Here is a 24,495-nt window from a genome sequence, read left to right as displayed (position 1 = left end):
AGCACCGTCCCCGGCTCGTGGCACGATTGACGGCGATGTCTCCGACCACGCCCCTGCCGCAGCAAGCCGCCCCGTCCGGCCGCCGCGAGCTGCCCGAAGCCCCGTTCCTGGCCGCCGCGCGCGGCGAACGCCCGGCCCGCACGCCCGTCTGGTTCATGCGCCAGGCGGGCCGCTCGCTGCCCGAGTACCGCGCGCTGCGCGAGGGCGTGCCGATGCTGGACGCCTGTTTCGACCCCGAGATGCTCGCCGAGATCACGCTGCAGCCGGTCCGGCGCCACGGCGTCGACGCGGCCATCCTCTTCAGCGACATCGTCGTGCCGCTGAAGGCCGCGGGCGTCGACATCGACATCGTCCCCGGCACCGGCCCGGTGGTCGCTTCGCCGGTGCGCGACCTCGCCGCCGTCAAAGCACTGCCCGAGCTGGCCGCCGACCAGGTCGCGCAGGTTGCCGAAGGTGTGCGGCTGCTGGTCGAGCGGCTGGGCGAGACGCCGCTGATCGGCTTCGCCGGCGCGCCGTTCACGCTGGCCAGCTACCTCATCGAGGGCGGGCCGAGCCGCAACCACGAGCACACGAAGGCGCTGATGCACTCGGCGCCGGAGGTCTGGCACGAGCTGGCCGGGCGCCTGGCCGACGTCGCGCTGACCTTCCTGCGCGCGCAGCTCGACGCCGGCGTCGACGCGGTCCAGCTGTTCGACTCCTGGGCCGGCGCGCTGTCCGAGCGGGACTACCGCCGGTTCGTCCTGCCGCACTCGGCGAAGGTCCTCGAGGGCGTCGCCGCGTACGGCGTGCCGCGCATCCACTTCGGCGTCGGCACCGGCGAGCTGCTGCCCGCGATGCGCGACGCCGGCGCGGACGTCGTCGGCGTCGACTGGCGCATCCCCCTGGACGAAGCAGTGCGGCGCCTCGGCGGTCACGCCGTCGTGCAGGGCAACCTCGACCCGGCGCTGCTGCACGCCGGCTGGCCGGTGCTCGAAGCCGAGGTCCGCCGGATCGTCGAAGAGGGCAAGGCGGCCGACGGCCACATCTTCAACCTGGGCCACGGCGTGCTGCCGGGCGTCGACCCGGACGTGCTGACCCGCGTGGTCGGGCTGGTGCACGAGCTGTGAAGCGCGTCGCGGTCGTCGGCGGCGGCGTCTCCGGGCTGACCGCCGCCTACCGCCTGCGGCGCCTGCTCGGCGAGAGCGCCGAGATCGTCGTGTTCGAGAAGACGAAGACGCCGGGCGGCAAGCTGCGCACCGCCGAGCTGGCCGGCGTTCCCTACGACGTCGGCGCGGAGGCGTTCCTCGTCCGCCGCCCCGAGATGCTCGCGCTGGTCCGCGAGCTGGGGCTCGACGTCGTCAACCCGACGAAGGCGCGCGCGAAGATCCACGCCGGCGGCAGCGTCACCGGCCTGCCGCCGGGCACCGTCATGGGTGTCCCGGCGTCGGCGGAGTCGGTGGCCGGGGTGCTGTCGGAGGCGGGGCGGCGGGCCGTCGAGGCCGAGCCGTCGCTGCCCGAGCTGCGGCTGCCGGGCGGCGACCTGCCGCTGGGGCCGCTGCTGCGCGAGCGGTTCGGCGACGAGCTGGTCGACCGGCTCGTCGACCCGCTGCTCGGCGGTGTCTACGCGGGCGGCGCGGACGGCCTCGGCCTGCGCGCGACCATGCCGGGCCTGGCCGCGGCGGTGGCCGCGGGCGCCGGCTCGCTGACGGCGGCGGCCAAGGCCCAGCTGCCCGCTTCGCCCGGCACGGCGCCGGTGTTCGGCACGGTGCCGGGTGGCCTGGGCACGGTGATCGACCGGCTGACCGAGCTGTCCGGCGCCGAGCTGCGGACCGGGCTGCCGGTGTGCGAGATCGAGCGGCACGGCCCGGGCTGGCGGCTGCGGATCGGCGCGAACCCGACCGCGCACGCGCCCGCGGACAACACGGTCGAAGCGGACGCGGTGGTCCTCGCGGTACCGGCGCCCTCGGCCCGGCGGCTGCTGGCCGACCTGGTGCCCGCGGCGTCGGCGGCGTTCGGCGAGGTCGAGCTGGCGTCGATGGCGGTGGTCGCGCTGGCGCTGCCGCCGGGCACGCCGCTGCCCGACGCGTCGGGAATCCTCATCGGCGCCGGCGAAGGCGACTCCGAGGGTAAGCCGTACGCGGCGAAGGCGTTCACCTTCTCTTCGCGCAAGTGGGCGCACTTCGGGTCGGGACCGGTGCTGGTCCGCGGCTCGGTGGGCCGGTTCGGCGAGCTGGGTGCGTTGCAGGCCGACGACGTCGAGCTGGTCCGCGTGGTCCGCGACGACCTCGCGCGGCTGACGGGCGTGACGGCGGCGCCGATCGAGACCCTGGTGACGCGGTGGGGCGGCGGCCTGCCGCAGTACGGCACAGGCCACCTCGAACGCGTCGAGCGGATCGAGAAGGCGGTCGCGGAGGTGCCCGGACTCGCGGTGGCGGGGGCGACCCTGCACGGTGTCGGGCTGCCGGCCTGCGTGGCGACGGCCGAGGCGGCGGCGCACCGGATCGCGGCCCAGCTTTCTGCGTGAGTGCGCTCACCCGGACCCGTGGCAGCGCCGGGCGGTCCGCGGTGACAGGATGGAAGCATGGCGCGGGTCAACTACAACGAGCTCAACGACACCATCCGCTACACCACCTGGTCGGTCTTCCGGATCGAGCCCGGCAGGCTGGGTGAGGACCGCGGGGCGGCCGGTCGCGAGACGACCGAGTACCTCGACGGCCTGGAGGCCAAGGGCGTCGTCGTCCGGGGTGTCTACGACCTCTCGGGCCTGCGTGCGGACGCCGACTACATGATCTGGTGGCACGCCGAGGAGATCGAGCAGGTCCAGGCCGCCTACTCCGGTTTCCGGCGGACCCCGCTCGGGCGCGCGTCGACGCCGGTCTGGAGCCAGACCGCGCTGCACCGGCCCGCCGAGTTCAACAAGAGCCACATCCCCGCGTTCCTCGCTGGGGAAGAGGCGCGCAAGTACATCTGCGTCTATCCGTTCGTGCGGTCCTACGAGTGGTACCTGCTGCCGGACGCCGACCGCCGCAAGATGCTGGCCGACCACGGCAAGGAAGCCCGCGACTACCCGGACGTGCGCGCCAACACCGTCGCCTCGTTCGCGCTGGGCGACTACGAGTGGATCCTCGCGTTCGAGGCCGACGAGCTGCACCGGATCGTCGACCTGATGCGCCACCTGCGCGGCACCGAGGCGCGGCTGCACGTCCGCGAAGAGGTCCCGTTCTACACGGGCACGCGCGTGCCGCCGGCCGAGCTCGTCGCGGCGCTGCCGTAGTGCGCGAGATCGTCGAGGGCGTCTGGCACGCCCTCACCGGGTCGCGGCCGGGGCCCTTCGAAGTGACCGGCACCGAAGACGTCCTGCCCGGTCCGTACCGGGTGGCCGCGGCGGCTTCGGCTTCGATCGCGGCGGCCACTTTGGCGGCCGGCGAGATGCTTCGGACGCGGGGGATCGAACCCGGCGTGGTCACGGCGGACACGCGCCACGCGGCGGCGGCGTTCCACAGCGAGCAGCTGCTGCGCGTGGACGGCGTCGGCCCGGAGCCGATGTGGGCGCCGCTGTCGGGCAACTACCGCGCGGCCGACGGCTGGGTGCGCCTGCACTGCAACTACCCGCGCCACGAGGCGGCGGTGTGCTGGGGCCTCGGCGTGCCGGGCAGCCGGGAGGCGGTCGCGAAGGCGGTCGCCGGGCGGACCGCGCGCGAGATCGAGCACGCCGTGGTGTCCGCCGGGGGAGCGGCGGCCGAGCTGCGGTCGCCGGCGGAGTGGGCCGAGCACCCGCAGGGTTCCGCGGTGGCTTCGCTGCCGCTGGTTTCGGCTTCGCCGGTGGGCGACGCGCCCAAGCGGACGTTGTTCTACTCGGACCGGCCGCTGGGCGGGGTCCGGGTGCTGGAGCTGACGCACGTGCTGGCGGGCCCGGTGGCCGGCCGGGTGTTGGCGGCCCACGGCGCGGACGTGCTGCACGTCGGCGCGGCGCACCTCCCACGGGTCGAAGCACTGGTGCGCGACACGGGCCAGGGCAAGCGTTCGACGTTCGTCGCGCTGGACACGGAGGGCGGCCGGGCGCGGCTGAAGAAGCTGATCAGCCGCGCGGACGTGCTGGTCCAGTCGTTCCGCCCGGGTGCCCTGGAGCGGATCGGGTTCGGTGCGTCGGAGCTGGCTGAGTTGCGGCCGGGGTTGGTGATCGCGGACCTGAGCGCGTACGGCTGGGACGGGCCGTGGGCGCGCCGGCGCGGGTTCGACAGCCTGGTCCAGATGTCGAACGGGATGGCTTTCGGTGTCGACGGGCCCTCGCCGTTGCCGGTCCAGGCGCTGGACCACGCAACGGGCTGGCTCGCGGCGGCGGCGATCATGACGGCGTTGCGTCGACAGGTCGACGACGGGGGAACCTGGCGGGTCCGGTTGTCGTTGGCGGGGACGGCCCGGTGGCTGGATTCGCTGGGACGCAAGGACCCTGCTGGGGCTTCCGTGGATTTCGAGGACTTGCTGGAGGAAGCGGACAGCGGGTACGGCCGGTTGACGCGGGTCCGGATGGCGGGCGGGTTGCCGGGAGCGGAGCCGCAGTGGGACTTCGGGACGCGGCTGCCGGGTGTCGACAAACCGACCTGGACCCCTTAGTCGACGGCCGGTTTGGTCGACGGCCGGGGGTAGCCGATGGCAGGGGTTAGCCGGCGCTGGGGTTAGCCGGCGACAGGGCGCGGCCCGCCCTTCCCGGGGGGTGCCCCCGCATCCATTCTACCGGCGGGGCCCGACGGAATCGCCGCGCCGAGCACTGTTGTCCACAAGGCGGCCGGCCTGTGGACTACCGGCGCCGGAGGCGGGACACCAAGCCCCGCCTGGGTTTCGGCAAGTGCCCACCCTCGATCAGCCACGTCACGAACGCGTCCGCGTACGCCCCCGAGCGTTCGGTGTCCCGCTTCGGCCGACCCGCGTTGAACTCCGCGAACAACGCCCCGAACCGCTCCCCGAGCGCCTCGGCCACCTCCGGACGCTGGTAAGCCAGCACCCGCCCGTGCTTGCGCCGCAACACCGACGCCTCCACCCGCAACCGCGCGGCGTCGAAGCCGGCCGGAGCCGGCCCGGAAGCCAACAACGCCTGCAGCAACTCCGCCTGCCGCGCCGCCAGCTCCGACCGGCTCACGCCGTCACCGCCGCGCGCAACGCCGCCAGCTCCGCCGCCAGCTCGGCGTCCGTCGGGTAGTCGTCGTCGCGCTCCAGCAGCACCCCCGGTGGGTCCGTGCGGCGGCGCAGCTCCGCCAGCAGCTCCAGCACCTCCGGCAGCACCGGGTGCGCGTGCGTGTCGTGGTAGACGCCGTCCTTCTCGATGCCGCCCGCCATGTGCACGTACGCCAGGCGCTCCCACGGGATGCCGTCCAGGAACCGCACCGGGTCCGTGCCGATGTTGCGCGCGTTCGCGTACAGGTTCGCGACGTCGATGATCAGCCGGCAGTCCGTGCGCTCGGTCAGCTCGGTGAGGAACTGCTCCTCGGTCAGCTCGTTGTCCGGCCAGTCCAGCACCGCCGCGATGTTCTCCAGCGCGAACGGGACGTCCACGATGGACTGGGCGAGCCGGACGTTCGCCACCAGCACGTCGAGCGCCTCGCGCGTGCGGGGGAGCGGCATCAGGTGGCCCGAGTCGAGCCCGCCCGCGCGGACGAAGCACACGTGGTCGCTGACCAGCGGTGCGTCCACGGCCCGCGCGATCTCCGCGAGGTGCTGCACGCGGCCGGTGTCGAGCGGCTCGGCGCCGCCCAGCGACAGCGAAACCGCGTGCGGCAGCACCGGCAGCCCGCGCCGGCGCAACGCCACGAGCGTCTCCGGGAGGTGGTCGGCGTGCAGGTTCTCCGCGACCACCTCCACCCAGTCGACGCCGGGCAGCCGGGCGATCGACAGGTCCAGCTCGTGCCGCCAGCCGATCCCGATGCCGAGCTCACCCACCGCACCCACCCCCACCGCACGACGAACCACACGACGAGCCGCTGCTGCACGACGAGCTCGAGCACGACGACCCGCTGCTGCAGGAGGACCCACCGGACGAACCGCCGCCGCCGAAGGACGTCACCGGCGGGGCCAGTGCTGTGCTCAGCTCTTCGTCCGGGTACATCGCCCAGCCGCCGAGGGCGACCGCCGCCGCGGCGCCGCCGAGCAGCACGCCGCCCGCCAGCATCCCCGCCGGCAGCGGGCCGCTCGACGCGGCGCGGGCCTGGCCGAGCACGCGGTGCCCCGCGGCCGACGGCTGCCGCGGCCCCGTCTTGGACCGCCGGACCGCCGCCACGATCGTCAGCACGGCCGCGACCAGCACCAGGAACACCAGGATCCCGACCGGACGGCCCAGCGAAATGCCGTTGGCCAGCCGCGCGACGCCGAGCACCAGCACGGCCAGCTGCAGCACGAGCCCGAACGTCCGGGACCGGCGCTTCGCCGCCGCCGACGCCAGCAGCCCGCGCTGGTCGAGCCCGTCTTCCAAGGCGCGCATCGCCGCCGACTGACGGCCGTACGCCCGCAGCGTCGCCGTCGTCTTCAGCTGCGCGGCGTCGAAGACCGCCTGCTCCAGCGGTTCGGACGGCCGCGCCCCGGCCTGGCTGACCTGCTTGTAGCTGTTCACGCGCAGCTGACCGCGTTCGACCAGCGCCGCGATCGCCGCGTCCACGGCCCGGTCGGGGCCGCCCGCGAGGAACGCGAGCTGGTAGACGGTCGGCGGCGGCCCGGGCCGCTCGGTGTTCGCCCGCAGCGCGCGGCTCGCGGCGACCCCGGCCACGACGACCCGGACGAGCAGCACGGCGACGAGCAGTCCGATGTAGAGGACCACGAAATCCGGTCCGGAGATGCCCCACGGGTCGTCCATCGCCCGTCTCCCCTCAGTGATGTGCGGTTACCGTAGCTGTGAGACGCGGCTGGTCGCGTCGGCGTTTCAACCGCCGCAGCCCCCGCCGCCACCCCCTCCGCAGGAGCTGCCGCCCCCGCCACCGCAGGAGCTGCTTCCGCCGCCGCACGAGCTGCCGCCGTAGTAGCCGACGGCGGCCCCGCCACCGGCGCCGGCGAAGCGGGTGCGGCGACGCGGTCGCGTCGCCGCCCGCTGCGTGGCACGGCCGGCGGCCAGCCGGACGTCCTTCTCGGGGTGCTCGTCGAAGCCGCCCGCCGCGACGGCCCCGGCCGGCCCCGCGACGAGGGTGCCGGCGCGGCGCGCCTCCTCGGCGGCCGCCCGGCCGGCCGCGGTGGCCTTGACCGGCGGCTCGTTCCGGGCCTTGACCGTCACGACGATCGCCACGACCACGCCGGCCGCGAGCAGGCCGAGCAGGTACCCGACCGGGTGCCCGGTGCTCGACCCGGCGATCAGCCGGACCACACCGAGGACCACCAGCAGCCAGTACGCGACCGCGGCGGCCACCCAGGCGGAACGCACCTTCCGCGCGTCGGCGAGCAGGCCCCGGCCGGTCAGCGCGGTCTCCAGCTCCCGCATCGCCGGGTGGTCGGCGACGGTCGCCCGCACCCGGTCGATCGTGGAGCCGTGCTTGCCGATCTTCAGCAGGGCCGCGCGGCCCAGGTCGTCGGCCGCCGAGCCCTTCACGCGCGACAGCCTGCCGGTGCCGTCGAGCCGGACGGCCTGCTGGTCCAGCAGCCGCGTGACGACGAATTCCCCGGCGCGCAGCCGCCCGCCGGTGAGCAGCGCCAGCTCTTCGGCCCGCTCGGGCACACCGCCGCGGCGGCCCTGCCGCAGGAGCGCCAGCCGGATCGCGGCGGACAGCGCCGGCAGGAGCAGCAGCCCCAGGTAGAGGCCCGCGAACGCCGGTCCGGGAATGCCCCAGGTGTCGGTCATGAGTCCGCCCTCCCTCGTCCGTGTGCGGAGACTACGTTCGAGGAAGGGCGGTGGGTTGTCGGCTTAAGAGAGATTTAGGCTGCCGGGCTCTTACTGCTGAGGGACGAGCTTCAGCGAAATCGAGTTGATGCAGTACCGCTGGTCGGTCGGCGTGGCGTAGCCCTCGCCCTCGAAGACGTGCCCGAGGTGGCTGTGGCAGGAGCCGCAGAGCACCTCGATCCGCTTCATGCCCATGGTGCGGTCCTCGCGCAGCAGCACGGCGTCGGAGTCGGCCGGGTCGAAGAACGACGGCCAGCCGCAGTGGCTCTCGAACTTCGTGTCGCTGCGGAAGAGCTCGGCACCGCAGGCGCGGCACTCGTAGACGCCGGTGGTCTTGGTGTCGGTGTACTCGCCGGTGAAGGGCCGTTCGGTCCCCGCTTGGCGGAGCACGGCGTACTCGTCGGGGCTGAGCTGCGCCCGCCACTCCTGCTCGGACTTCACGACGCGCGGGGTCGCGCCGACAACGGGTTTCATACCTTTCACCCGATCCACGTTACGCCGCGAGCCACGCGAGGGCGTGCACGACGATGTCCCATGCGGCCACGATCACGCCGAGCACGATGAGCACGACGATGAGGGCCGACACCCAGTAGCGCAGCCCGCCCAGGCGGTTGCTGGAGTCGGCGAAGTCGGCCACGCCGTCCAGCGCGGCTTCGATGGTGTAGTTCGGCCCGGAACGTTCGATCCGGTCGAGGTGCTCGGCGAACGCGCGTGCCTCGGGGTCGTACGGGTCCAGGCCGACCAGGTCCTCGTGGAAGCGAGGATTCTGGCCCGGCAGCGCAGCTCCGTCGTCGGCCATACCACCACGGTAGGCCATCGGTGCCCGCGAACCCACCAGCAGCGCGTTAAGTCTCAGAGCCCGGTGTCGGGGTTGGCGTCGAGCTTCGTGTTGCTGTCGATCAGCAGCTGCCCGCCGACCAGCACGATGTGGTAGGCCCGGCGGGTGCCGTTCAGCTCCATCGTGAGGTTCAGCGAACCGTCGTCCCCGCTGCCCGCCGCCTTGGCCTGCTTCCACCCGCTGAGGTCGCCCTTGTGGTCGCTCCAGTACGACTGGTACTCGGCCTGCGAGCCGTAGACCGCCTGCGCGGCCGGCGTCAGCATGCTCCAGCCGCCGGCCGGGTTCGGGTAGTAGCTGTCGGTGAGCAGCCGGCCGGCCTGGCCGTAGTCCGTGATCTTGCCTTCGGACGGCGTCTTGCCCAGCTCGGCGGACGCGGGTTCGTTGCTCGGGCCGGTGGTCTTCGAACTCTGGCCCGTCGTGGGCTGGTTGCCCGGCGACTGGGCGTTCGTGGTGCCGCCGGTGCCCCCGCCGCCGCTGCCGGAGTTCAGCACCAGGAACACGATGACCGCGACCACGACGACCGCGGCGCCGCCCCCGGCGAGCAGCGCGTACTTGCGCTTGTTGTCCGGCTTCGGGGCGTTCGGCGAGTACTGGGGCGCCCTGGCCGTCGGCGCGGCCGCGGGCATCGGTCTGGCCGGCGTGTTCGGCGGCGCGGCCGGCGAGCGCATCGGCATGAACGCCGCGGTCGGGCGCGGCGGGTTCGACGCCGCCTTGTTCGCCGGCACCGGCGTGCCGACCGGCGGCGACGACGGCGCCTTCTGGTCGGTGCGCTGCCACGGCGGGCGCTCGCCGCCGTCGGCGGGCGCGGCGGGCTTGCGGCCCCCGCCACCCGACAGCAGCGGCGGCGACGCCGACATGCCGCCCGGCTCGGTGCGGGCCAGCGCGGCCAGGCGCTCGCGCGCCTCGGCCATGCTCGGCCGCTCGCCCGGCTCGCTGCGCAGCAGGCTCATCAGCAGCGCGGTGGCCGCGCCCGCCTGCACCGGCGGGTTGATCTGGCCGTTCGCGGCCGCGTAGAGCAGCGCGAGCTGGTTGGTCGTGTTGCCGTACGGCGTGGTGCCCTCGATCGCCTGGTAGAGGGTCGCGCCGAGGGCGAAGACGTCGGAGCTGGGCACCGGGTCGGCGCCGCGGGCCAGCTCGGGCGCCAGGTAGGCGGGGGTGCCGCCGATCAGGCCGGTGGCGGTGAGCGTCATGTCGCCCGCCGCGCGTGAGATGCCGAAGTCGGTGATCTTCGCGGTGCCGGTCTCGTCGATGAGGATGTTGCCCGGCTTGACGTCGCGGTGGACGATCCCGGCGCGGTGCGCGGCCACCAGCGCGGACGCGACCTGCTCGCCGATCCGGGCGACGCGGCCGAGCGGCAGCGTGCCCTCCTCGGCGAGGATCGTGGAGAGGCTGGGCCCGTCGAGGTACTCCATCACCAGGCACGGGTCGCCGTTGTGCTCGGCGATGTCGAACACGACGATCGCGTTCGGGTGCTGGAACCGGGCCGCGTTCTTCGCCTCGCGCATCGCGCGCTGGCGCATGTTGTCGCGTTCGGTCTCGGAGACGCCCGGCTGCGGGAGGATCTGCTTGATCGCGACGGTGCGCTCGAGGCGCACGTCGGTCGCGCGCCACACGACTCCCATGGCACCGCTACCAATGTGCTCGACGAGGCGGTAGTGCCCCGCGATCAGCTGACCGGTGTCGATGGCGGCTGCTCCTGACGAAATTCCCGGTGATGGTGGCCCTGCTCAGCGCGTTTACGCTTCGCGCACCCGATCGAGTGTAGCGGTCGGCCCTGTGCTGTTCGCGTCAGCCAGCAGGTCCGGCGGACCCGGTTCGGCCGGTGCCCGCTTCTTGAACACCTTGACCAGCCCGATCGCCCCGGCCAGCGCGAACACGCCGTAGCAGGCGAGCAGCGCGGGCGGCGTGTCGCCGGTGAGGGCGTCGCCGAGGACGACCACGGCGACGGTGCCGGGCACGCTGCCGAGGAGCGTACCGGCCAAGTACGGGACGAGCCGCACCGAGGACACCCCGCAGAGGTAGCTGAAGGGCGCGAACGGCACCACCGGGATCAGCCGCAGCGACGTGATCGCGAGGACGCCGCCGCCGGAGAGCCGGTCGTTGACGGTCCGCACGGCCGAGCGGTGCAGGTGGCGGGTGACCAGGTCCCGGCCGAGCAGCCGGGCCAGCCCGAAGGACAGGCCGGCCGCGACGGTGGTGGCGGCCAGGCCGATGGCGATCCCGGCCGCGGTGCCGACCAGCAGGCCGGCGGCGAGGTTGAAGACGGTCCGCGGGATCGGCGCGACGGTGAGCAGCGCGTAGGCGGCGAAGAGGACGAGCGGGGTGGCGGGCCCGGTGGCGGCGGCCCAGGCACGCAGGTCGGCCGGACCGGGGATCGGCAGGAGCACCGCGGCGGCCGCGAGGAGGGCGACGACGGCGAGCGCGACGATCAGCTTGGTGCGGCCGGACACCCGGTCCAGGTTACAGACGGAGCTTTCACGTGAAAGCGCCCACCTGGGGCCGGAGCTTTCACGTGAAAGCTCCGGCATGTTCGCGGGCGCCGCGGTGCACGATCACCGCTAGCGTGGCCGCATGCCCAAGCACGGTGACCCGGTCGAGTACGAGGTGGGCGGGCGCACCGTCCGCGTCTCGAGCCCGGACAAGGTGTACTTTCCCCAGCGCGGCATCACCAAGCGGCAGGTCGTCGAGCACTACATGGCGGTCGGCGGGCCGCTGCTGCGCGCGATCGGCGAGCGGCCGACGACGCTGAAGCGGTACGTCGACGGCGTCGAGGGCGAGTGGTTCTACGCCAAGCGCGTCCCCAAGGGTGCCCCGGACTGGCTGGAGACGGCCGAGATCACGTTCCCGTCGGGCCGCAAGGCGGCCGAGGTGTGCCCGACCGAGCCGGCGGTGTTCGCGTGGGCGGCCAACCTGGGCACGTTCGACTTCCACCCGTGGCCGGTCCGCCGTCCCGACGTGGACCACCCGGACGAGCTGCGCATCGACGTCGACCCGCCGGACCGCGCCGGCTTCGCGGACGCGGTCGAGGTGGCGCTGGTGGTCCGCGAGGTCCTGGCGGACGCGGGGCTGACGAGCTACCCGAAGACGTCCGGCGGCCGCGGGGTCCACGTGCTCGTCAGGATCCGGCCGGAGTGGGACTTCGTCGAGGTCCGCCACGCGGTGATCGCCCTGGGCCGCGAGGTCGCGCGCCGCATCCCGGAGAAGGCGACGATCGCGTGGTGGAAGGAGGAGCGCGAGGGGCGCGTGTTCCTGGACTACAACCAGGCGGCGCGCGACCGCACGGTGGCATCGAGCTGGTCGGTCCGCGGCACCCCGCGCGCGACGGTGTCGACGCCGCTGACGTGGGAGCTGCTGCCGGAGGTGGACGCGGACGACTTCGACGTGCTGACGATCCCGTCGTTCTTGGCCTCCCACGGCGACCTGCACGCGGGGATGGACGCGGAGGCGTTCGGGCTGGAGACGGCGCTGGAGTGGTACGAGCGGGATCTAGCCGACCACGGGCTGGGGGACATGCCGTACCCGCCGGACTACCCGAAGATGCCGGGGGAGCCCAAGCGGGTGCAGCCGAGCAAGGCCCGGCCGGAAGCTTGAGCTGTTTGTGCGCGGTGCCACAACCGTGCCGCGCGCCACTTCCGGGGGCCGGAAAGCAATCGGAACGTCACCGCGGAAAACGGGGAGTGATCATCCCGCTGCCCGCTGTCGCCTTTCGGGTCACAAATCTCGCACGGCCGCTCCTGTGGTCTCGACCACCGCCTCGAACGGCGTAACGTGCGGTCCCGAATCGACGACTCCTCGACGACATGTCCTGGGGCGAGTTCGAGGGAGGCCCTGCGTGGACGACCTGATCGCATTCCTCGCCGCGCGCGTCGGTGCGCGGCAGGCGTTGATCATGCAGGCCGTCAACAAGGCGAAGGCCGGCGAGTCGATGAACCGCGGCGAGACCAAGGTCGCCGTCGAGCAGAAGATCCGCGGGCTGACCGACCTCGAGCTCGACGTCGTCAACCAGATGATCAACGAGATCGAAGCCACGCGGCGGATCCTGCTCGCCCACCGCACCACGGTGTCGGAGAAGGTGCCCGGTTTTCCGCTCTACGGCAGCGAATACTGGTGTGAGACCTGCCACGTGCCCGCCGACGAGGCCGGCTCCAACTGGTGCCTCACCCTGCGCCTGCTGGCCCTGCCCTACGCCGACCACCCGGAGTACAGCGAGCGCTGGCGGCCCTGACGGGAATCCTCCTCCACGGCGGGCGTTGCACCCGGCGTGAGGTTTTCCGTGCTCGATCGCTCGCCCGTGCGGCGGGACGGCGGGACCGCCCGCGCGCTGCGGGACACCGTCGCCTTCGCCGCCGATGTCGAACGGCTGGGCTACCACCGGTTCTGGGTTTCCGAACACCACGGCGTGCCCGGGGTCGCCGGGTCCGCGCCGACCGTCCTGGCCGCCGCCGTCGCGGGCGCCACCAGCCGGATCCGCGTCGGCACCGGCGGTGTCATGCTGCCGAACCACCGGCCCCTCGTCGTCGCCGAGCAGTTCGGCGTCCTGGAAGCGCTGTTCCCCGGGCGGATCGACATGGGGCTGGGCCGGTCGGTCGGCTTCACCGCCGGCGTCCGCGAGGCGCTCGGCCACGGCAAAGAAGCGGCTGACGGCTTCGGCGCTCAGGTCCGCGAGCTGCTCGGGTTCTTCGACGGCGAGCACCCCGGCGTCCACGCCTACCCGGCCGAAGGGCTGCGCGTGCCGCCGTTCCTGCTGGCCACCGGGTCCGGCGCCGACCTCGCCGCCGAACTCGGGCTGCCGCTGGTGATCGCGCCCGTCCGCGGCGAACGCGCGCTCGCCGAAGCCGTGACGCGCTACCGAGACGGCTTCCGGTCGTCCGCGTGGGCGCGCGAGCCGTACGTCGTGGTGTCGTCGGCCATCGCCGTGGCGGACTCGGCAGCCGACGCTCGCCGCCTGCTCGTCTCGGAGGCCTGGGCGACGGTCTATTCGCGCTCCCACGGCGTCTTCCCGCCGCTCTCGCCGCCCGCGGAGGTCCTCGCGCTGCCGATGACCGACCGCGAGCGCCGGCGCCTCGAAGAGACCCTCGACAGCCAGATCTCCGGCACCGCGGCCGAAGTCGAAGATCGCCTCGGCGCATTGATCGCGGCCGCGGGTGCCGACGAAGTTTTGGTGACGACGGCCGCGTACGACCAATCCGCACGGCTCGATTCCCTCGCCCGGCTCGCCGATCTTCCCGCGCTTGTGTGAGTCGATTTCCCGATAGCCGGACACCGCGTCGGAGAATTACCACTGGTGCAATTCCGCGCTCGCGTTATACGGTTTCCGGCGTGACTGCCGGGTCGGCCTCGAGCCGTGAGCAGACGGGGTACCCGGCTGAGCCGTGACCTCCGGGCGGGCCCGTGGCCCGCCGCCTCCCGCACGTTCGTCCAGACCGGAACGTGCGCGGGAAGGAGGTGAAACCGCATGTCCCCCTGGCAGGAGTTCGTCGCCGCCCACAGCGAGGGCGGGGTGCTCGACGGCGTCGTGGCGCGGACGCTGCCGTTCGGCGCGTTCGTCGAAGTGGCGCCGGGCGTGCACGGCTTGCTCGTGACCGACCGCGTCCCCGAGACCGGCAGCCGGGTGACGGTCCGCATCGACGCCATCGACGTGGAGCGCCGCCGGTTCAGCCTGGTCGAGGCGTGAGCTGAGCCGGGTGAGGCAGGGCGCCCTGCCTCACCCGAGCACGAACGGCAGCCGCGCGGCCAAGTCACCCAGTTCGCCGCGCTCGGCGTCCGAAGGCGAACGCCGGCCGGTCGCCACGAGCAGCACGTCGGTGTCCGAGAACGACGCCGGGAACGCCGTCCCCGCGATCTTCTCCAGCATCGAACGCGTCGCCGCCAGCCCCTCGGCGGGCGGGGGCTCCGCACCGGAGAGGTGCGCGACCAGGTCGAGGTGGTGCAGCGTCCACTCCAGCACGTACGCCGCCAGGTAGTCGCCCGCGGTGAGGACCATGTCCTGCGTCGACACCCGCGTGCCCGGGTCCGCCAGGTCGGCCGCGCGGCCCGCCGCCGCGCCCACGTCGTCGAGGTGGAACTTCAGCAGCGCCGGGTCCTCGTACGCCGCGGCCAGGCGGACGATCAGCGCGTCCAGCGGGTCGTCGCCCGAAGGCAGCGAGGGGGACACCGCCCAGTACGTCACGGCATCGTGCGTGACGGCCGAAGAAGCCGGCGTCACCAGCGTGATCAGCACGTCCTGCGCGTCGATCACCAGGTGGCACACCAGGTCCCGGACCAGCCATCCCCGGCAGCCCGACGGCCGCGCGAAGTCCGCGTCGGGCAGGGAAGCGACCGCGGCACGCAACGCCGCCCACGTGCGCGAGAAGAGATCCACGCCGGCGAAGCTAACAGGGTCACAGCCTCAGCTGCAGCTGAGTAAGGATGCGCTGGGCCGGGTCGTCGAAGTCCACTCCGGACACTTCGGCCGCCCGCCGGACGCGGTACCGGACGGTGTTCGGGTGGATGTTGAGGACCCGGGCCGCCGCGCGGACGTCGCCGAACGCGTCCAGCCACGCCAGCACGGCCGGCACCAGGATGCCGCCGTGCTCGGTGTCGTGCTCCACGAGCGAGACCAGCCGCGGGTCGCGGATGCGCGGCTGCTCACCGAGGAACGCCAGCACCTCCGACAGCAGGACTTCGGCGCGGACGTCGGCCAGGGAAGCGACGTCGGCGGCCCAGTGCCCGCGGGCCATCGCCGCCAGGACGCGGTCGGCGTCGCCCCGGGACGCGGCCGCGTCGGACAGGCGCGGCACGACGCCGCCGAGGGCCGCCCGCACCGGGACGTCCAGGTGGCGGCGCGCGGTGCCGGTGATCTCGCGCGCCAGGGCCAGCACCGCCGCGTCCGAGTGCTCGGGCAGGTCCGGCAGCAGCGCGTAGACGCGGCCGCCGACCACGCTCACCAGCGCGCTGCGCCGGTAGGCCGCCGTGTGGACGGCGATCAGGTGCACGAGTTCCGCGCGCCGCAGCTGCCGGTTGTCCGACCGCTCCAGCGAAAACGCCAGCACCTGGGCCGGTCGCGCGGGGTCGGCGCCGATGTCGTCCGCGACGGACTCCGCGTCGAGGCGCCCTTCCAGCAGGCTCGCGAGGAGGTCCTCCCGCAGCCGCAGCTCCGGGCTCGGCAGCGTGCGGGCGCGGATCAGTTGCGGTGCCAGGGCGCGGCTGGCGCCCAGCAGGGCCGTCTCGGCGCGTTCGGTGAGCGGCTGGGCGCCCTCCTGGACCCAGATCGTGCCGAGCGGCTGCTTGCCGGCGTGGATGCCCGCGGCGATGCGCCGGCGGATGCCCAGCTCGGGCCGTTCGTCGATGCGGACGATCCCCTCGCCGGCGCGTAGCCGCTGGTAGACGCCCCACTCGCGGAGCATCGCGAGGTAGCGTTCCGGGCCTTCGCGGCCGAGGATCGACAGCCGCCGCAGCTCGTCGACCTCGTCGCCCGCCCGCGAGTACGCGAGGACGCGGTTGGCGGTGTCCTCGATGCTGACCAGGCCGCCGGTGAGCGTCGCGATCGTCTGGGCCAGGGCGAACAGGTCGCCGAGCACTTCACCGCTGGCCGCCTCGCCGCCCGCCCGCGCCGCTTCGACGACGCCGCGGGCCAGTGATTCGACCTGCTCCCAGCGTGCCTCCGCGCCGACCGTCAGCAGCGCGACGCCCGCGTCGGCGGCGACGTCGGCGCCCGTCGCGCCCTTGACCGCCACCGCGGCCGCGCCGCCGCGCCCGGCCGCGCGGATCGCCGGGGCCGCCGCCCGTCCGCGCGCGCCGATCACCAACACGAGGTCGCCGGGGGAGGCTTCCAGGGGATCTTCGGGGTCGAGGATCACGACGTCGGTGACCGGGACGCCCAGCCCGTGCGGCGCGACGACGACCTCGACGAGCGGTTCTCCCAGGGTGGCCAGCACGTGGCGCAGCGATGTTATCCGATCGGCCAAGGTCACCCAATTGATTTTAGCCGGTCGAACAAGCCGCCGGAGCGTGTCCGGAGTTACCGTTCGGGGCATCAAGAGACGTAGAGGAAAGGCAGAGGAGCCGCCGTGGACGCCGTGACCCAGACCCCCGCCCCGAAGAACGAGCCGGTGCTCACGTATGCGCCGGGCAGCGCTGAGCGCGCCGAACTCGAGGGTGCGCTCAAGCGGCTGGGCCAGGCGGAACCGCTCGACCTGACGGTCACCGTCGGGGGCGAGCAGCGCCCCGGCGGCGGCGAGAAGATCGACGTCGTCCAGCCGCACAACCACCGGCACGTGCTGGGCACCATCCACAGCGCCACCCAGCAGGACACGACCGACGCCATCGCCGCCGCCGCGAAGGTCGCGCCGGAGTGGCGCGCGCTGTCCTACGACGACCGCGCCGCCATCCTGCTGCGCGCCGCCGACCTGCTGACCGGCCCGTGGCGCGCCACCCTCAACGCCGCCACCATGCTCGGCCAGTCCAAGACCGCGACCCAGGCCGAGATCGACTCCGCCTGCGAGCTCGCCGACTTCTGGCGCTTCAACGTCGAGTTCGGCCGCCGCGTCCTCACCGAGCAGCCGATCAGCTCGCCGGGTGTGTGGAACCGGCTGGAGCACCGGCCCCTCGAGGGCTTCGTCTACGCGATCACGCCGTTCAACTTCACCGCGATCGCCGGCAACCTGCCGACCGCGCCCGCGCTGATGGGCAACACGGTGCTGTGGAAGCCGTCGCCGACGCAGTCGTTCGCCGCGCACCTGACCATGCGCCTGCTCGAAGAGGCGGGCATGCCGCCGGGCGTCATCAACCTGCTGCCGGGCGACGGCAAGGCCGTCTCCGAGGTCGCCCTGACCCACCGCGACCTGGCCGGCATCCACTTCACCGGCTCGACCGCGACGTTCCAGCACCTCTGGGGCACGGTCGGCGCGAACATCGCGGGCTACCGCGGCTACCCGCGCCTGGTCGGCGAGACCGGCGGCAAGGACTTCGTGCTCGCGCACCCGTCGGCCGACGTCGACGTCCTGCGCACCGCGCTGGTCCGCGGGGCCTTCGAGTACCAGGGGCAGAAGTGCTCCGCCGCGTCGCGTGCGTACGTGCCGCGCAGCCTTTGGACGAAGCTGAAGGACGGTCTCGTGTCCGAGACCGAGGCGCTGTCCTACGGCGACGTCACCGACCTGTCGCACTTCGGCGGCGCGGTGATCGACGCCCGTGCGTTCGCCAAGCACACCAACCTCTTCGAGAGCGTCAAGAACGACGCTTCCGTCGAGGTCCTCACCGGCGGCACCGCCGACGACAGCGTCGGGTACTTCGTCAAGCCGACGATCCTGGTGTCGGACAACCCGAAGCACGAGATCTTCTCGACCGAGTACTTCGGCCCGATCCTCTCGGTGCACGTCTACGAAGACGGCGACTTCGACGCCGTGCTCAAGCTCGTCGACGAGACCGCCGCGTACGCGCTGACCGGCGCGATCATCGCCAACGACCGCACGGCCGTGGCGAAGGCGGCCGAGGCGCTGAAGTTCGCCGCCGGCAACTTCTACGTCAACGACAAGCCGACCGGTGCCGTCGTCGGCCAGCAGCCGTTCGGCGGCGCGCGGGCCTCGGGCACCAACGACAAGGCCGGGTCGATCTTCAACCTGCAGCGCTGGACCAGCCCGCGCTCGATCAAGGAGACCTTCGTCCCGCCGACCTCCGTGCGCTACCCGCACCAGGGCTGAGGAGGACCCGCCATGTTGCGTGCCCCGTTGCTCGCCGCCGCCCGCTCCCGGAAGATCCGGGCGCTCGTCGAGGCCGTGCCCGCCACGCGATCCGTGGTGCGCCGGTTCGTCGCCGGGTCGGAGACCGCCGACGCCGTCCGCGTCGCCAGGGAACTGGCCGCGGACGGCCGGCGGATCACCCTCGACCACCTGGGCGAGGACACGACCGACGCCGCGCAGGCCGCGTCGACCGTCGCGGCCTACGAAGCCGTGTTGTCGGCGCTGGCGGCCGAAGGGCTGGCTGACGGTGCCGACGTCTCGGTGAAGCTGTCGGCCGTGGGCCAGTTCCTGCCGTCGAACGGCGAGGACGTCGCCTTGGAGAACGCGCGGAAGATCTGCGCGGCGGCCGAGGCGGTCGGCGCCACCGTGACGCTCGACATGGAGGACCACACCACCACGGACTCGACGCTCGGCATCCTGCGCGAGCTGCGCGGCGAGTACCCGTGGGTGGGCGCGGTGCTGCAGGCCTACCTGCACCGGACCGAGGCGGACTGCCGCGAGCTGTCGGGTCCGGGTTCGCGGGTGCGGCTGTGCAAGGGCGCGTACGCCGAGCCGGAGTCGGTCGCGTTCCAGGAGAAGTCCGAAGTGGACAAGTCCTACGTCCGCTGCCTGCGCGTCCTGATGGCGGGACAGGGTTACCCGATGGTCGCTTCGCACGACCCGCGGATGATCGAGATCGCCGCCGCGCTGGCCGACGAGAACGGCCGGAAGGACGACGACCACGAGTTCCAGATGCTCTACGGCATCCGGCCGGAGGAGCAGGCGCGGATCGCGGCCGCGGGCTCGCGCATGCGCGTCTACGTGCCCTACGGCGACGAGTGGTACGGCTACTTCATGCGGCGGCTGGCCGAGCGGCCGGCGAACCTGGCGTTCTTCCTGCGCGGGCTCGCGACGCGCTCCTGAACCACGACGAAGGCCGCCCCGCGGGGCGGCCTTCGTCGTGTGGTGGTGGTCAGGCCTGTTCGGCCTCGGCTTCGGCGGCCTTGCGCTTGACCTCGGCCATGTCGACCTCGCGAGCCTGCTTGATGAGCTCTTCGAGGGCGGGCTCGGGCAGCGCGCCGGGCTGGGCGTAGATCAGCGTCTTGTCGCGGATGATGGCCAGCGTCGGGATGGAGCGGACGTCGAAGGCGGCGGCGAGCTGCTGCTGCGCTTCGGTGTCGACGCTCGCGAACACGATGTCGTCGTGCTTCTCGGACGCCTTCTCGTAGACCGGTGCGAACTGGCGACACGGCCCGCACCAGCTCGCCCAGAAGTCGATCAGGACGAACTCGTGGTCGTTAACCGTCTGGTCGAAGTTCTCGGCAGTCAGCTCAACGGTGCTCATGCCCTGGTCAACGACGTGGACGCGGCGGGAATTCCCGGAGCCGGGGTAGCGTCTGCACCCGAGCACCCGTGAAGAGGAGGAACAGATGGCCGACGGCGAAATCCTGGGCCGGATCGACGAGCTGATCGCGGAGGAGCACGAACTCCGGTCGCGCTCGGTCGGCGTGGGGCTGAGCGGCGGCGACAAGGACCGCCTCACCGCGGTCGAGCAGCAGCTCGACCAGTGCTGGGACCTGCTCCGCCAGCGCCGGGCGAAGTCGGAGTTCCACGAGAACCCGGACGACGCGCAGGCCCGCCCGGTCTCCGAGGTGGAGTCCTACCGCCAGTGACGCTCGTGAGTGGGAAACAGTGTTCTAACCCTGTTTCCCACTCACGAGGGGTCAAGCGGGGCAGAGGGTGCCGTCGACGGGGACCTTGCCGTCCACCAGGAACGCGCGTGCCGCCTCGGTCACGCACGGGGACGTGCCCACCGCGCCGTGGCCCGCGCCCTGCCAGGTGATCGTCACCGCCGTCGGCATCTGGTCCGCCGCGCGGGTGCTGCCCACCTGGGGGGTCAGCGGGTCGGCCGCCGTGGCCGCCACCAGGATCGGCGGAGCGCCCGTCGCGCCCGCCGGGGGCAGCGGCTCGGTCCGGACCGGCCACGGCCCGCACCACGCCAGCTGCTGCGCGACGACCGTGCCGAACTGCGGGTACTTCGCCCGCATCCCCGCCGCCACCTGGTCGAGCTGGTCGGCCGAGAGCCGCGTCTGGCTGTCGTTGCAGCGGGTCGCGATCGTCGCGTCGAGCCGGGACGGCTGCGCGCGCGTGTCGTGCAGCACCGGGGCCGCGAACGCCGCCAGCGGCGTGATGTTGCCGCCCCGCGCCGCCACGATCGCGTCCGCCAGCTCAGGCCAACGCGAGCGCTGCGAGAGTCCCGAATAGACCGCGTACATCGCCACGCCCGGCCCGAACGCGACGGCGTCGTCGGTCGTCGGCGGCACGGCCCGCAGCTGCTCGGCGAGCGCGGTCAAGGCCGCCTTCGGGTCGCCGAGAGGGCACTTGCGGGCCGCGCAGTCCGCGGCGAACGCGTCCAACGTCGTCTGCGCGCCGGCCGCGACCGCGTCCAGCACCGCCGCGGTGTCCGGGCCCGGGTCGGGGACGCCGTCGAGGACCATCCGGCCGACCTGCCCCGGGAAACGCACGGCGTACTCCGACAGCAGCTTCGAGCCGTCGCCGCGGCCGAGCGCGTTGAGCCGGTCCGAGCCCAGCGCCTTCCGCAGCTCCTCCAGGTCGCCCGCGCCGCGCCAGCTGTCCAGCGCGGTCTGGGAGTCGTCCAGCTCGATCGCGCACTGCTGACCCGCCTTGCGCGCCGCGTCCAGGACGTCCTGCAGGTCGCCCTGGCCCGGGTCGGCGTCGATCAGGTCGTGCCGGATGTCCGGCGGCACGCACTGGACGGGCGCCGACAGCCCGGTCCCGCGCCGGTCCAGGCCGATCAGCGAGAACTTCGCCAGGAACGCCGGCGGCAGCGTCGCGGCCAGTCGCGCGGCGTACACCGTGCCCGGGTCGCCGTCGACGTCGTTGACCACGACCAGCGGGATCGGCCCGGTGCCGACCTTGAGCGCCAGCAACCGCACCACCGAGCGCCGGGCCTCGCCGGGCGCGTCGAGTGGCGCGGTGACCCGGGCGCAGGTGAAGTGCAGGCTGTCCGGCACGGCCGGGGTGCCGATCCGCTGCCGGGTGTCGTCGTCGCAGTCGGCCCACCGCAGCGACGGCGACTGCGGCTCGGTCAGCGGCGGCAGTGGCACCGACGGGGTGCCGGACGGTGCCGCGGACGTCGTCTTCCCGTCGTTTTCGACCAGCGCCGGGCGGACCGACGGCCCCGCGGCGCAGCCCGCGGCGGAGGCCAGGGCGAGCAGCGCGACCAGGAGACGGGTACGGCGGCGGCGCACGGGCGGGATCCTCACGTCGATCAAGGGCGGGGTACTGCCGAGCTTCGCACGGCCGGTGTGGGACGCGGGTTAGCGGGTCCGCACGACCTGGCCGCGGAACACGGCGTCGAGGTCGTAGCGGGCGGGCTCGTCGAGCTGGCTGTAGTCGCAGGACGCGGGTTCGCGGTCGGGCCGCCAGCGCTTGAACCGCGCGTTGTGCCGGAAGCGCGACGGCATCCCGCCTTCGGTGTTCTCGTAGGCGACCTCGACGACGCGCTCGGGCCGCAGCGGCACCCACTCGTGTTCGGTGGCGCGCCAGCGCGTGACGCCGCCGGGGATCCGCTGGGCTTCGCCGGTCGCGCGGCCGCCCCACGGGTGGTCTTCGCCGTCGGTGACGAGCGGCGCCAGCTCTTCGGCGAGTTCGCGCCGGCGCTCCTTCGGGAACGACCCGACCGTGCCGACGTGGTGCAGCACGCCCTTTTCGTCGTGCAGGCCGAGCAGGAACGACCCGACGAGTTCGCCGGGGCCGCCGTCGACGTGCCAGCGCAGCCCGGCGAGGACGCAGTCCGCGGTGCGCAGGTGCTTGTACTTGACCATCACGCGCTTGCCGGGCGTGTACGGCTCGTCGAGGGGCTTGCCGATGACGCCGTCGAGGCCCGCGCCCTCGAACAGCTCGAACCAGTGCCGCGCGGTGTCCGGGTCGGTGGTCGCCGGCGTCAGCGGGAAGCGGTCGCCGGCCAGCTCGACGAGCCGGTTGCGGCGGGTCGACGTCGGCTCGTCGAGCAGGGACTCGTCGTCGAGGGCGAGGACGTCGAAGGCGACGAACTCGGCGGGCTGCTCGGCCGCCAGGAGCGTGATCCGGCTTTCGGCGGGGTGGATGCGCTCGGTGAGGGCGTCGAAGTCCAGCCGGCCGCCGCGCGCGACGACGAGTTCGCCGTCCAGCACGACCCGCGGCGGCAGCGTCTCCAGCAGCCGCGCGACCGCCTCCGGGAAGTACCGGTTGAGCGGCTTTTCCGCGCGGGACTGCAGGTACAGCTCGTCGCCGTCCTTGAAGACGATGCAGCGGAAGCCGTCCCACTTCGGTTCGAACAGCAGGCCCCCGGAGTCCGGGATGGCCTTCGCGGGCTTGGCGAGCATCGGCTTCAGCGGCGGCTGCAGCGGTAGGGGCATGCGGGCATTCTGCGGAAAGACGCCGTTCAGCGCACGCGTTTCGCGCTGCTCGTGTCGAGCTCCAGGCGGACGGCCGTCGGCAGGACGTCGAGGCCGAGCGACTCGCGGGCCCTGGTCAGCACGCGGGAATCCAGGTCTTCCCAGACGCTCTTGAGGTCGGTGCCCTCGTGCAGCCACAGCGTGACGCGCAACGCGGGAGACGTCCGGGAGCCGACGGCGCGGACCCGGGCGCGGCTGACGCCGTCGAGCTGTTCGGCGTCGGCCTGGACCGCGCCGGAGATCGCGGCGGCGGTGACGACCAGTTCGGCGCCTTCGGTGCGGTCGAGGTCCAGGTCGGGCCGCGGTTCCGGGCGCAGCGAGCGCAGCGTGCCGCGCAGGCCGAGGACGACCAGCAGGAGCCCGAGCACGATGGCGGCGATCCGGGCGGGGGTGGCGTGGCCGCCGAGCCAGTCGAGGGCCATCGGGTCGAGCAGCGGACGGCGCCCGCGGAACTCGCCGAGCACGCCGAAGCCGACCACGAGGGCCAGCGCCCCGCCGAGCAGCGCGAGCAGCCCGACGAGGAACACGCCGGTGCGTTCGCCCGCGTACGACCGGGAAAGCGCCTTCGCGGCGATCGACTTGCTCATCGGCGGTCCTTCGGGGAGTCGACGACGACCGACACCTTCGGCCGTCGCGCCAAGGGGACGTCGTCCAGGAGCGCGGACACGGTTGCGAGCAGCCGCGGACGCAGCTCGCCCTCGGCTTCGAGGGTGCTCTTCGCGCGGACCCGGACGCGGCGGGCGCTGGCGGTGACCGTCGCGCCGGCGACGTTGTCCTGCGCGCGCACGGTGAGCCCGACGAGCCGGGCCAGCGAACGCGGCGACGTCGAGACGCTCACTTCGTCGGCCGGGTCGGTGAGCCGGACCGCGCGGTTCCCGGCGGCCAGCGCGCACAGCAGCAGGACCAGGCCCGCGGCGGCGAGCACGCCGGCGCCGACGCGCACCGCGTAGGCGTCCCAGCCCAGCGACGCGAGCTGCGCCTGCCAGCGCGGCCACGGCACGAGCAGCGGGTCCGCGGCCGGGCGCCACCAGTGCCAGCCGACTTCCAGGGCGAGCAGGGCGCCGGCGGCGGCGAAGGCCAGCCCGAGCAACGTCGAAAGGAGGCGGACGAACAGGCGCACGGCTACCGCACCCTCGGCGCCACCGCGGGCCGCAGCGCGGACACCGTCACGGCGAGGGTGCGCACGTGGTAGCCGGTGAGCAGCTCGACCTCTTCGGTGACCTTCTCGCGCACGACGCCGACGACGGTCCGCACCGGCGCCGGGTACTGCAGGGCCAGGTCCAGCGCGAGGTCGACGTCGTTGTCGAGCCCGCCGACCTTCGCCTTGGCCCCCTTCTTGCCGTCGCTCGCGGTCCCGGGGACCTGGTCGGCGGCGTGTTGGGCGACCTTGCGCACCACGGCGTGCCCGACGGTGAGCGTGCCGCGCTCGGCGGGCTCGGCGAGCTCGCGCGGGACGTCCAGGACGCGGCTCACTTGTCGCGGCCCTTGCCGAAGAGCTCGCCGAGGTCGAGCTCGCCGTCGAGGACCCGGCCGGCGACCAGGCCGATGATCCCGACGGCCAGGGTCACCAGGAACGCGGTGAACCCCTGGGACGCGGCGAGGCCGAGGATCAGCCCGGCCAGGAGCCCGGTCTGCGTTGCGTTCACTTGTCCTCCTTGGACGGTCCTTCGC

Annotated in this window: 28 protein-coding genes; 11 read left to right on the top strand and 17 right to left on the bottom strand. The window is 73.4% G+C overall.

The features are described from left to right. Positions 1-35 precede the first annotated feature (35 nt). From hemE to ACIQWX_RS34685, 4 genes are read left to right on the top strand one after another with little or no spacing between them, the layout of a single operon-like run. Complete coding sequence (gene hemE / locus ACIQWX_RS34700; protein WP_400880387.1) at positions 36-1,106, top strand: uroporphyrinogen decarboxylase; 1,071 nt, start codon at positions 36-38, stop codon at positions 1,104-1,106. Further along, entirely contained in the window at positions 1,103-2,503 is a 1,401-nt protein-coding gene (gene hemG, locus ACIQWX_RS34695) for a protoporphyrinogen oxidase (protein WP_400880384.1), read from the top strand. The genes hemE and hemG overlap by 4 nt, the downstream gene beginning before the upstream one ends. 57 nt (positions 2,504-2,560) lie before the next feature. Further along, entirely contained in the window at positions 2,561-3,253 is a 693-nt protein-coding gene (hemQ, locus tag ACIQWX_RS34690) for a hydrogen peroxide-dependent heme synthase (protein ID WP_372668104.1), read from the top strand. Beyond that, a complete protein-coding gene (locus ACIQWX_RS34685) occupies positions 3,253-4,593 on the top strand; it encodes a CoA transferase (RefSeq protein ID WP_400880380.1) in 1,341 nt (446 codons plus the stop codon). The genes hemQ and ACIQWX_RS34685 overlap by 1 nt, the downstream gene beginning before the upstream one ends. 184 nt (positions 4,594-4,777) lie before the next feature. Here the strand turns inward: ACIQWX_RS34685 and ACIQWX_RS34680 are convergent, their stop codons facing one another. From ACIQWX_RS34680 to ACIQWX_RS34645, 8 genes are all read right to left on the bottom strand, one after another. Further along, on the bottom strand, positions 4,778-5,116 hold the full coding sequence (locus ACIQWX_RS34680; RefSeq protein ID WP_400880377.1) for a hypothetical protein: 339 nt from the start codon (positions 5,114-5,116) through the stop codon (positions 4,778-4,780). Next, positions 5,113-5,913, bottom strand: a complete 801-nt coding sequence (locus tag ACIQWX_RS34675) for a DUF692 domain-containing protein (RefSeq protein WP_400880374.1) — start codon at positions 5,911-5,913, stop codon at positions 5,113-5,115. The genes ACIQWX_RS34680 and ACIQWX_RS34675 overlap by 4 nt, the downstream gene beginning before the upstream one ends. Continuing rightward, positions 5,906-6,820, bottom strand: a complete 915-nt coding sequence (locus tag ACIQWX_RS34670) for a TIGR04222 domain-containing membrane protein (RefSeq protein ID WP_400880371.1) — start codon at positions 6,818-6,820, stop codon at positions 5,906-5,908. The genes ACIQWX_RS34675 and ACIQWX_RS34670 overlap by 8 nt, the downstream gene beginning before the upstream one ends. 66 nt (positions 6,821-6,886) lie before the next feature. Then, positions 6,887-7,792, bottom strand: a complete 906-nt coding sequence (locus tag ACIQWX_RS34665; protein ID WP_400880368.1) for a TIGR04222 domain-containing membrane protein — start codon at positions 7,790-7,792, stop codon at positions 6,887-6,889. A gap of 90 nt (positions 7,793-7,882) precedes the next feature. Then, complete coding sequence (gene msrB / locus ACIQWX_RS34660) at positions 7,883-8,305, bottom strand: peptide-methionine (R)-S-oxide reductase MsrB (protein ID WP_400880365.1); 423 nt, start codon at positions 8,303-8,305, stop codon at positions 7,883-7,885. 19 nt (positions 8,306-8,324) lie between these two features. Then, positions 8,325-8,630, bottom strand: coding sequence for a hypothetical protein (locus ACIQWX_RS34655; protein ID WP_372668090.1), 306 nt, complete (start codon positions 8,628-8,630; stop codon positions 8,325-8,327). 53 nt (positions 8,631-8,683) lie between these two features. After that, on the bottom strand, positions 8,684-10,291 hold the full coding sequence (locus ACIQWX_RS34650; protein ID WP_400880362.1) for a protein kinase: 1,608 nt from the start codon (positions 10,289-10,291) through the stop codon (positions 8,684-8,686). 114 nt (positions 10,292-10,405) lie between these two features. Next, entirely contained in the window at positions 10,406-11,119 is a 714-nt protein-coding gene (locus ACIQWX_RS34645; protein ID WP_400880359.1) for a TVP38/TMEM64 family protein, read from the bottom strand. A gap of 121 nt (positions 11,120-11,240) precedes the next feature. Here ACIQWX_RS34645 and ACIQWX_RS34640 point away from each other — a divergent pair, with 121 nt between their 5' ends. The 4 genes from ACIQWX_RS34640 to ACIQWX_RS34625 all read left to right on the top strand — a co-directional run bounded on the left by ACIQWX_RS34640 (position 11,241) and on the right by ACIQWX_RS34625 (position 14,343). Further along, on the top strand, positions 11,241-12,260 hold the full coding sequence (locus ACIQWX_RS34640; protein ID WP_400880357.1) for a DNA polymerase domain-containing protein: 1,020 nt from the start codon (positions 11,241-11,243) through the stop codon (positions 12,258-12,260). Between the two features lie 241 nt (positions 12,261-12,501). Next, complete coding sequence (locus tag ACIQWX_RS34635; protein WP_400880354.1) at positions 12,502-12,894, top strand: DUF6221 family protein; 393 nt, start codon at positions 12,502-12,504, stop codon at positions 12,892-12,894. Positions 12,895-12,942: 48 nt separating this feature from the next. Then, a complete protein-coding gene (locus ACIQWX_RS34630) occupies positions 12,943-13,908 on the top strand; it encodes an LLM class flavin-dependent oxidoreductase (RefSeq protein ID WP_400880351.1) in 966 nt (321 codons plus the stop codon). 216 nt (positions 13,909-14,124) lie between these two features. Further along, the gene (locus ACIQWX_RS34625) at positions 14,125-14,343 is read left to right on the top strand and encodes a S1 RNA-binding domain-containing protein (RefSeq protein ID WP_400880348.1); all 219 of its coding nucleotides are present in this window, start codon (positions 14,125-14,127) and stop codon (positions 14,341-14,343) included. Between the two features lie 30 nt (positions 14,344-14,373). Here the strand turns inward: ACIQWX_RS34625 and ACIQWX_RS34620 are convergent, their stop codons facing one another. Both ACIQWX_RS34620 and ACIQWX_RS34615 read right to left on the bottom strand, forming a co-directional pair. Then, a complete protein-coding gene (locus ACIQWX_RS34620) occupies positions 14,374-15,030 on the bottom strand; it encodes a maleylpyruvate isomerase N-terminal domain-containing protein (protein WP_400880345.1) in 657 nt (218 codons plus the stop codon). A 19-nt stretch (positions 15,031-15,049) separates the two neighbouring features. Then, complete coding sequence (locus ACIQWX_RS34615) at positions 15,050-16,603, bottom strand: PucR family transcriptional regulator (protein ID WP_400881436.1); 1,554 nt, start codon at positions 16,601-16,603, stop codon at positions 15,050-15,052. 114 nt (positions 16,604-16,717) lie between these two features. Between ACIQWX_RS34615 and pruA the strand changes: the two genes are divergently transcribed. Together pruA and ACIQWX_RS34605 are read left to right on the top strand one after the other, a co-directional pair. After that, a complete protein-coding gene (gene pruA / locus ACIQWX_RS34610; RefSeq protein WP_400880342.1) occupies positions 16,718-18,346 on the top strand; it encodes an L-glutamate gamma-semialdehyde dehydrogenase in 1,629 nt (542 codons plus the stop codon). A gap of 12 nt (positions 18,347-18,358) precedes the next feature. Next, positions 18,359-19,288 carry a proline dehydrogenase family protein gene (locus ACIQWX_RS34605; protein ID WP_400880339.1) on the top strand — a complete coding sequence of 310 codons (930 nt, stop codon included), beginning with the start codon at positions 18,359-18,361 and terminating at the stop codon, positions 19,286-19,288. Between the two features lie 49 nt (positions 19,289-19,337). Here the strand turns inward: ACIQWX_RS34605 and trxA are convergent, their stop codons facing one another. Next, positions 19,338-19,709 (bottom strand): thioredoxin, encoded by a 372-nt coding sequence (gene trxA / locus ACIQWX_RS34600; protein WP_364446342.1) that lies wholly within the window; start codon positions 19,707-19,709, stop codon positions 19,338-19,340. An 85-nt stretch (positions 19,710-19,794) separates the two neighbouring features. Here trxA and ACIQWX_RS34595 point away from each other — a divergent pair, with 85 nt between their 5' ends. Further along, positions 19,795-20,037 carry a DUF2630 family protein gene (locus ACIQWX_RS34595; protein ID WP_372668071.1) on the top strand — a complete coding sequence of 81 codons (243 nt, stop codon included), beginning with the start codon at positions 19,795-19,797 and terminating at the stop codon, positions 20,035-20,037. Positions 20,038-20,088: 51 nt separating this feature from the next. Here the strand turns inward: ACIQWX_RS34595 and ACIQWX_RS34590 are convergent, their stop codons facing one another. The 6 genes from ACIQWX_RS34590 to ACIQWX_RS34565 all read right to left on the bottom strand — a co-directional run bounded on the left by ACIQWX_RS34590 (position 20,089) and on the right by ACIQWX_RS34565 (position 24,470). Beyond that, positions 20,089-21,636 carry an alpha/beta hydrolase gene (locus ACIQWX_RS34590; protein WP_400880334.1) on the bottom strand — a complete coding sequence of 516 codons (1,548 nt, stop codon included), beginning with the start codon at positions 21,634-21,636 and terminating at the stop codon, positions 20,089-20,091. 69 nt (positions 21,637-21,705) lie between these two features. After that, complete coding sequence (locus ACIQWX_RS34585; protein ID WP_400880332.1) at positions 21,706-22,785, bottom strand: ATP-dependent DNA ligase; 1,080 nt, start codon at positions 22,783-22,785, stop codon at positions 21,706-21,708. Between the two features lie 26 nt (positions 22,786-22,811). Beyond that, positions 22,812-23,411 carry an alkaline shock response membrane anchor protein AmaP gene (locus ACIQWX_RS34580; RefSeq protein WP_400880329.1) on the bottom strand — a complete coding sequence of 200 codons (600 nt, stop codon included), beginning with the start codon at positions 23,409-23,411 and terminating at the stop codon, positions 22,812-22,814. After that, a complete protein-coding gene (locus ACIQWX_RS34575) occupies positions 23,408-23,944 on the bottom strand; it encodes a DUF6286 domain-containing protein (protein ID WP_400880326.1) in 537 nt (178 codons plus the stop codon). Before ACIQWX_RS34575 ends, ACIQWX_RS34580 begins: the two co-directional genes overlap by 4 nt. 2 nt (positions 23,945-23,946) lie before the next feature. Continuing rightward, positions 23,947-24,297 carry a hypothetical protein gene (locus ACIQWX_RS34570; protein ID WP_372668066.1) on the bottom strand — a complete coding sequence of 117 codons (351 nt, stop codon included), beginning with the start codon at positions 24,295-24,297 and terminating at the stop codon, positions 23,947-23,949. Beyond that, on the bottom strand, positions 24,294-24,470 hold the full coding sequence (locus ACIQWX_RS34565; RefSeq protein ID WP_086674141.1) for a hypothetical protein: 177 nt from the start codon (positions 24,468-24,470) through the stop codon (positions 24,294-24,296). The genes ACIQWX_RS34570 and ACIQWX_RS34565 overlap by 4 nt, the downstream gene beginning before the upstream one ends. Positions 24,471-24,495 lie beyond the last annotated feature (25 nt).

Source organism: Amycolatopsis sp. NPDC098790 (assembly GCF_044759945.1).
Lineage (GTDB): Bacteria > Actinomycetota > Actinomycetes > Mycobacteriales > Pseudonocardiaceae > Amycolatopsis.
The sequence above is the reverse complement of the archived record's forward strand: the minus strand, read 5'-3'. Positions and strand labels throughout refer to the sequence as shown.

Coding starts and splice junctions, on each gene's coding strand:
- hemQ (WP_372668104.1), top strand. CDS start 2,561: ATGGCGCGGGTCAACTACAACGAGCTCAACGACACCATCCGCTACACC.
- ACIQWX_RS34640 (WP_400880357.1), top strand. CDS start 11,241: ATGCCCAAGCACGGTGACCCGGTCGAGTACGAGGTGGGCGGGCGCACC.
- ACIQWX_RS34585 (WP_400880332.1), bottom strand. CDS start 22,785: ATGCCCCTACCGCTGCAGCCGCCGCTGAAGCCGATGCTCGCCAAGCCC.
- msrB (WP_400880365.1), bottom strand. CDS start 8,305: ATGAAACCCGTTGTCGGCGCGACCCCGCGCGTCGTGAAGTCCGAGCAG.
- ACIQWX_RS34670 (WP_400880371.1), bottom strand. CDS start 6,820: ATGGACGACCCGTGGGGCATCTCCGGACCGGATTTCGTGGTCCTCTAC.
- hemE (WP_400880387.1), top strand. CDS start 36: ATGTCTCCGACCACGCCCCTGCCGCAGCAAGCCGCCCCGTCCGGCCGC.
- ACIQWX_RS34580 (WP_400880329.1), bottom strand. CDS start 23,411: ATGAGCAAGTCGATCGCCGCGAAGGCGCTTTCCCGGTCGTACGCGGGC.
- ACIQWX_RS34655 (WP_372668090.1), bottom strand. CDS start 8,630: ATGGCCGACGACGGAGCTGCGCTGCCGGGCCAGAATCCTCGCTTCCAC.
- ACIQWX_RS34665 (WP_400880368.1), bottom strand. CDS start 7,792: ATGACCGACACCTGGGGCATTCCCGGACCGGCGTTCGCGGGCCTCTAC.
- ACIQWX_RS34650 (WP_400880362.1), bottom strand. CDS start 10,291: ATGGGAGTCGTGTGGCGCGCGACCGACGTGCGCCTCGAGCGCACCGTC.
- ACIQWX_RS34625 (WP_400880348.1), top strand. CDS start 14,125: ATGTCCCCCTGGCAGGAGTTCGTCGCCGCCCACAGCGAGGGCGGGGTG.
- ACIQWX_RS34605 (WP_400880339.1), top strand. CDS start 18,359: ATGTTGCGTGCCCCGTTGCTCGCCGCCGCCCGCTCCCGGAAGATCCGG.
- trxA (WP_364446342.1), bottom strand. CDS start 19,709: ATGAGCACCGTTGAGCTGACTGCCGAGAACTTCGACCAGACGGTTAAC.
- ACIQWX_RS34595 (WP_372668071.1), top strand. CDS start 19,795: ATGGCCGACGGCGAAATCCTGGGCCGGATCGACGAGCTGATCGCGGAG.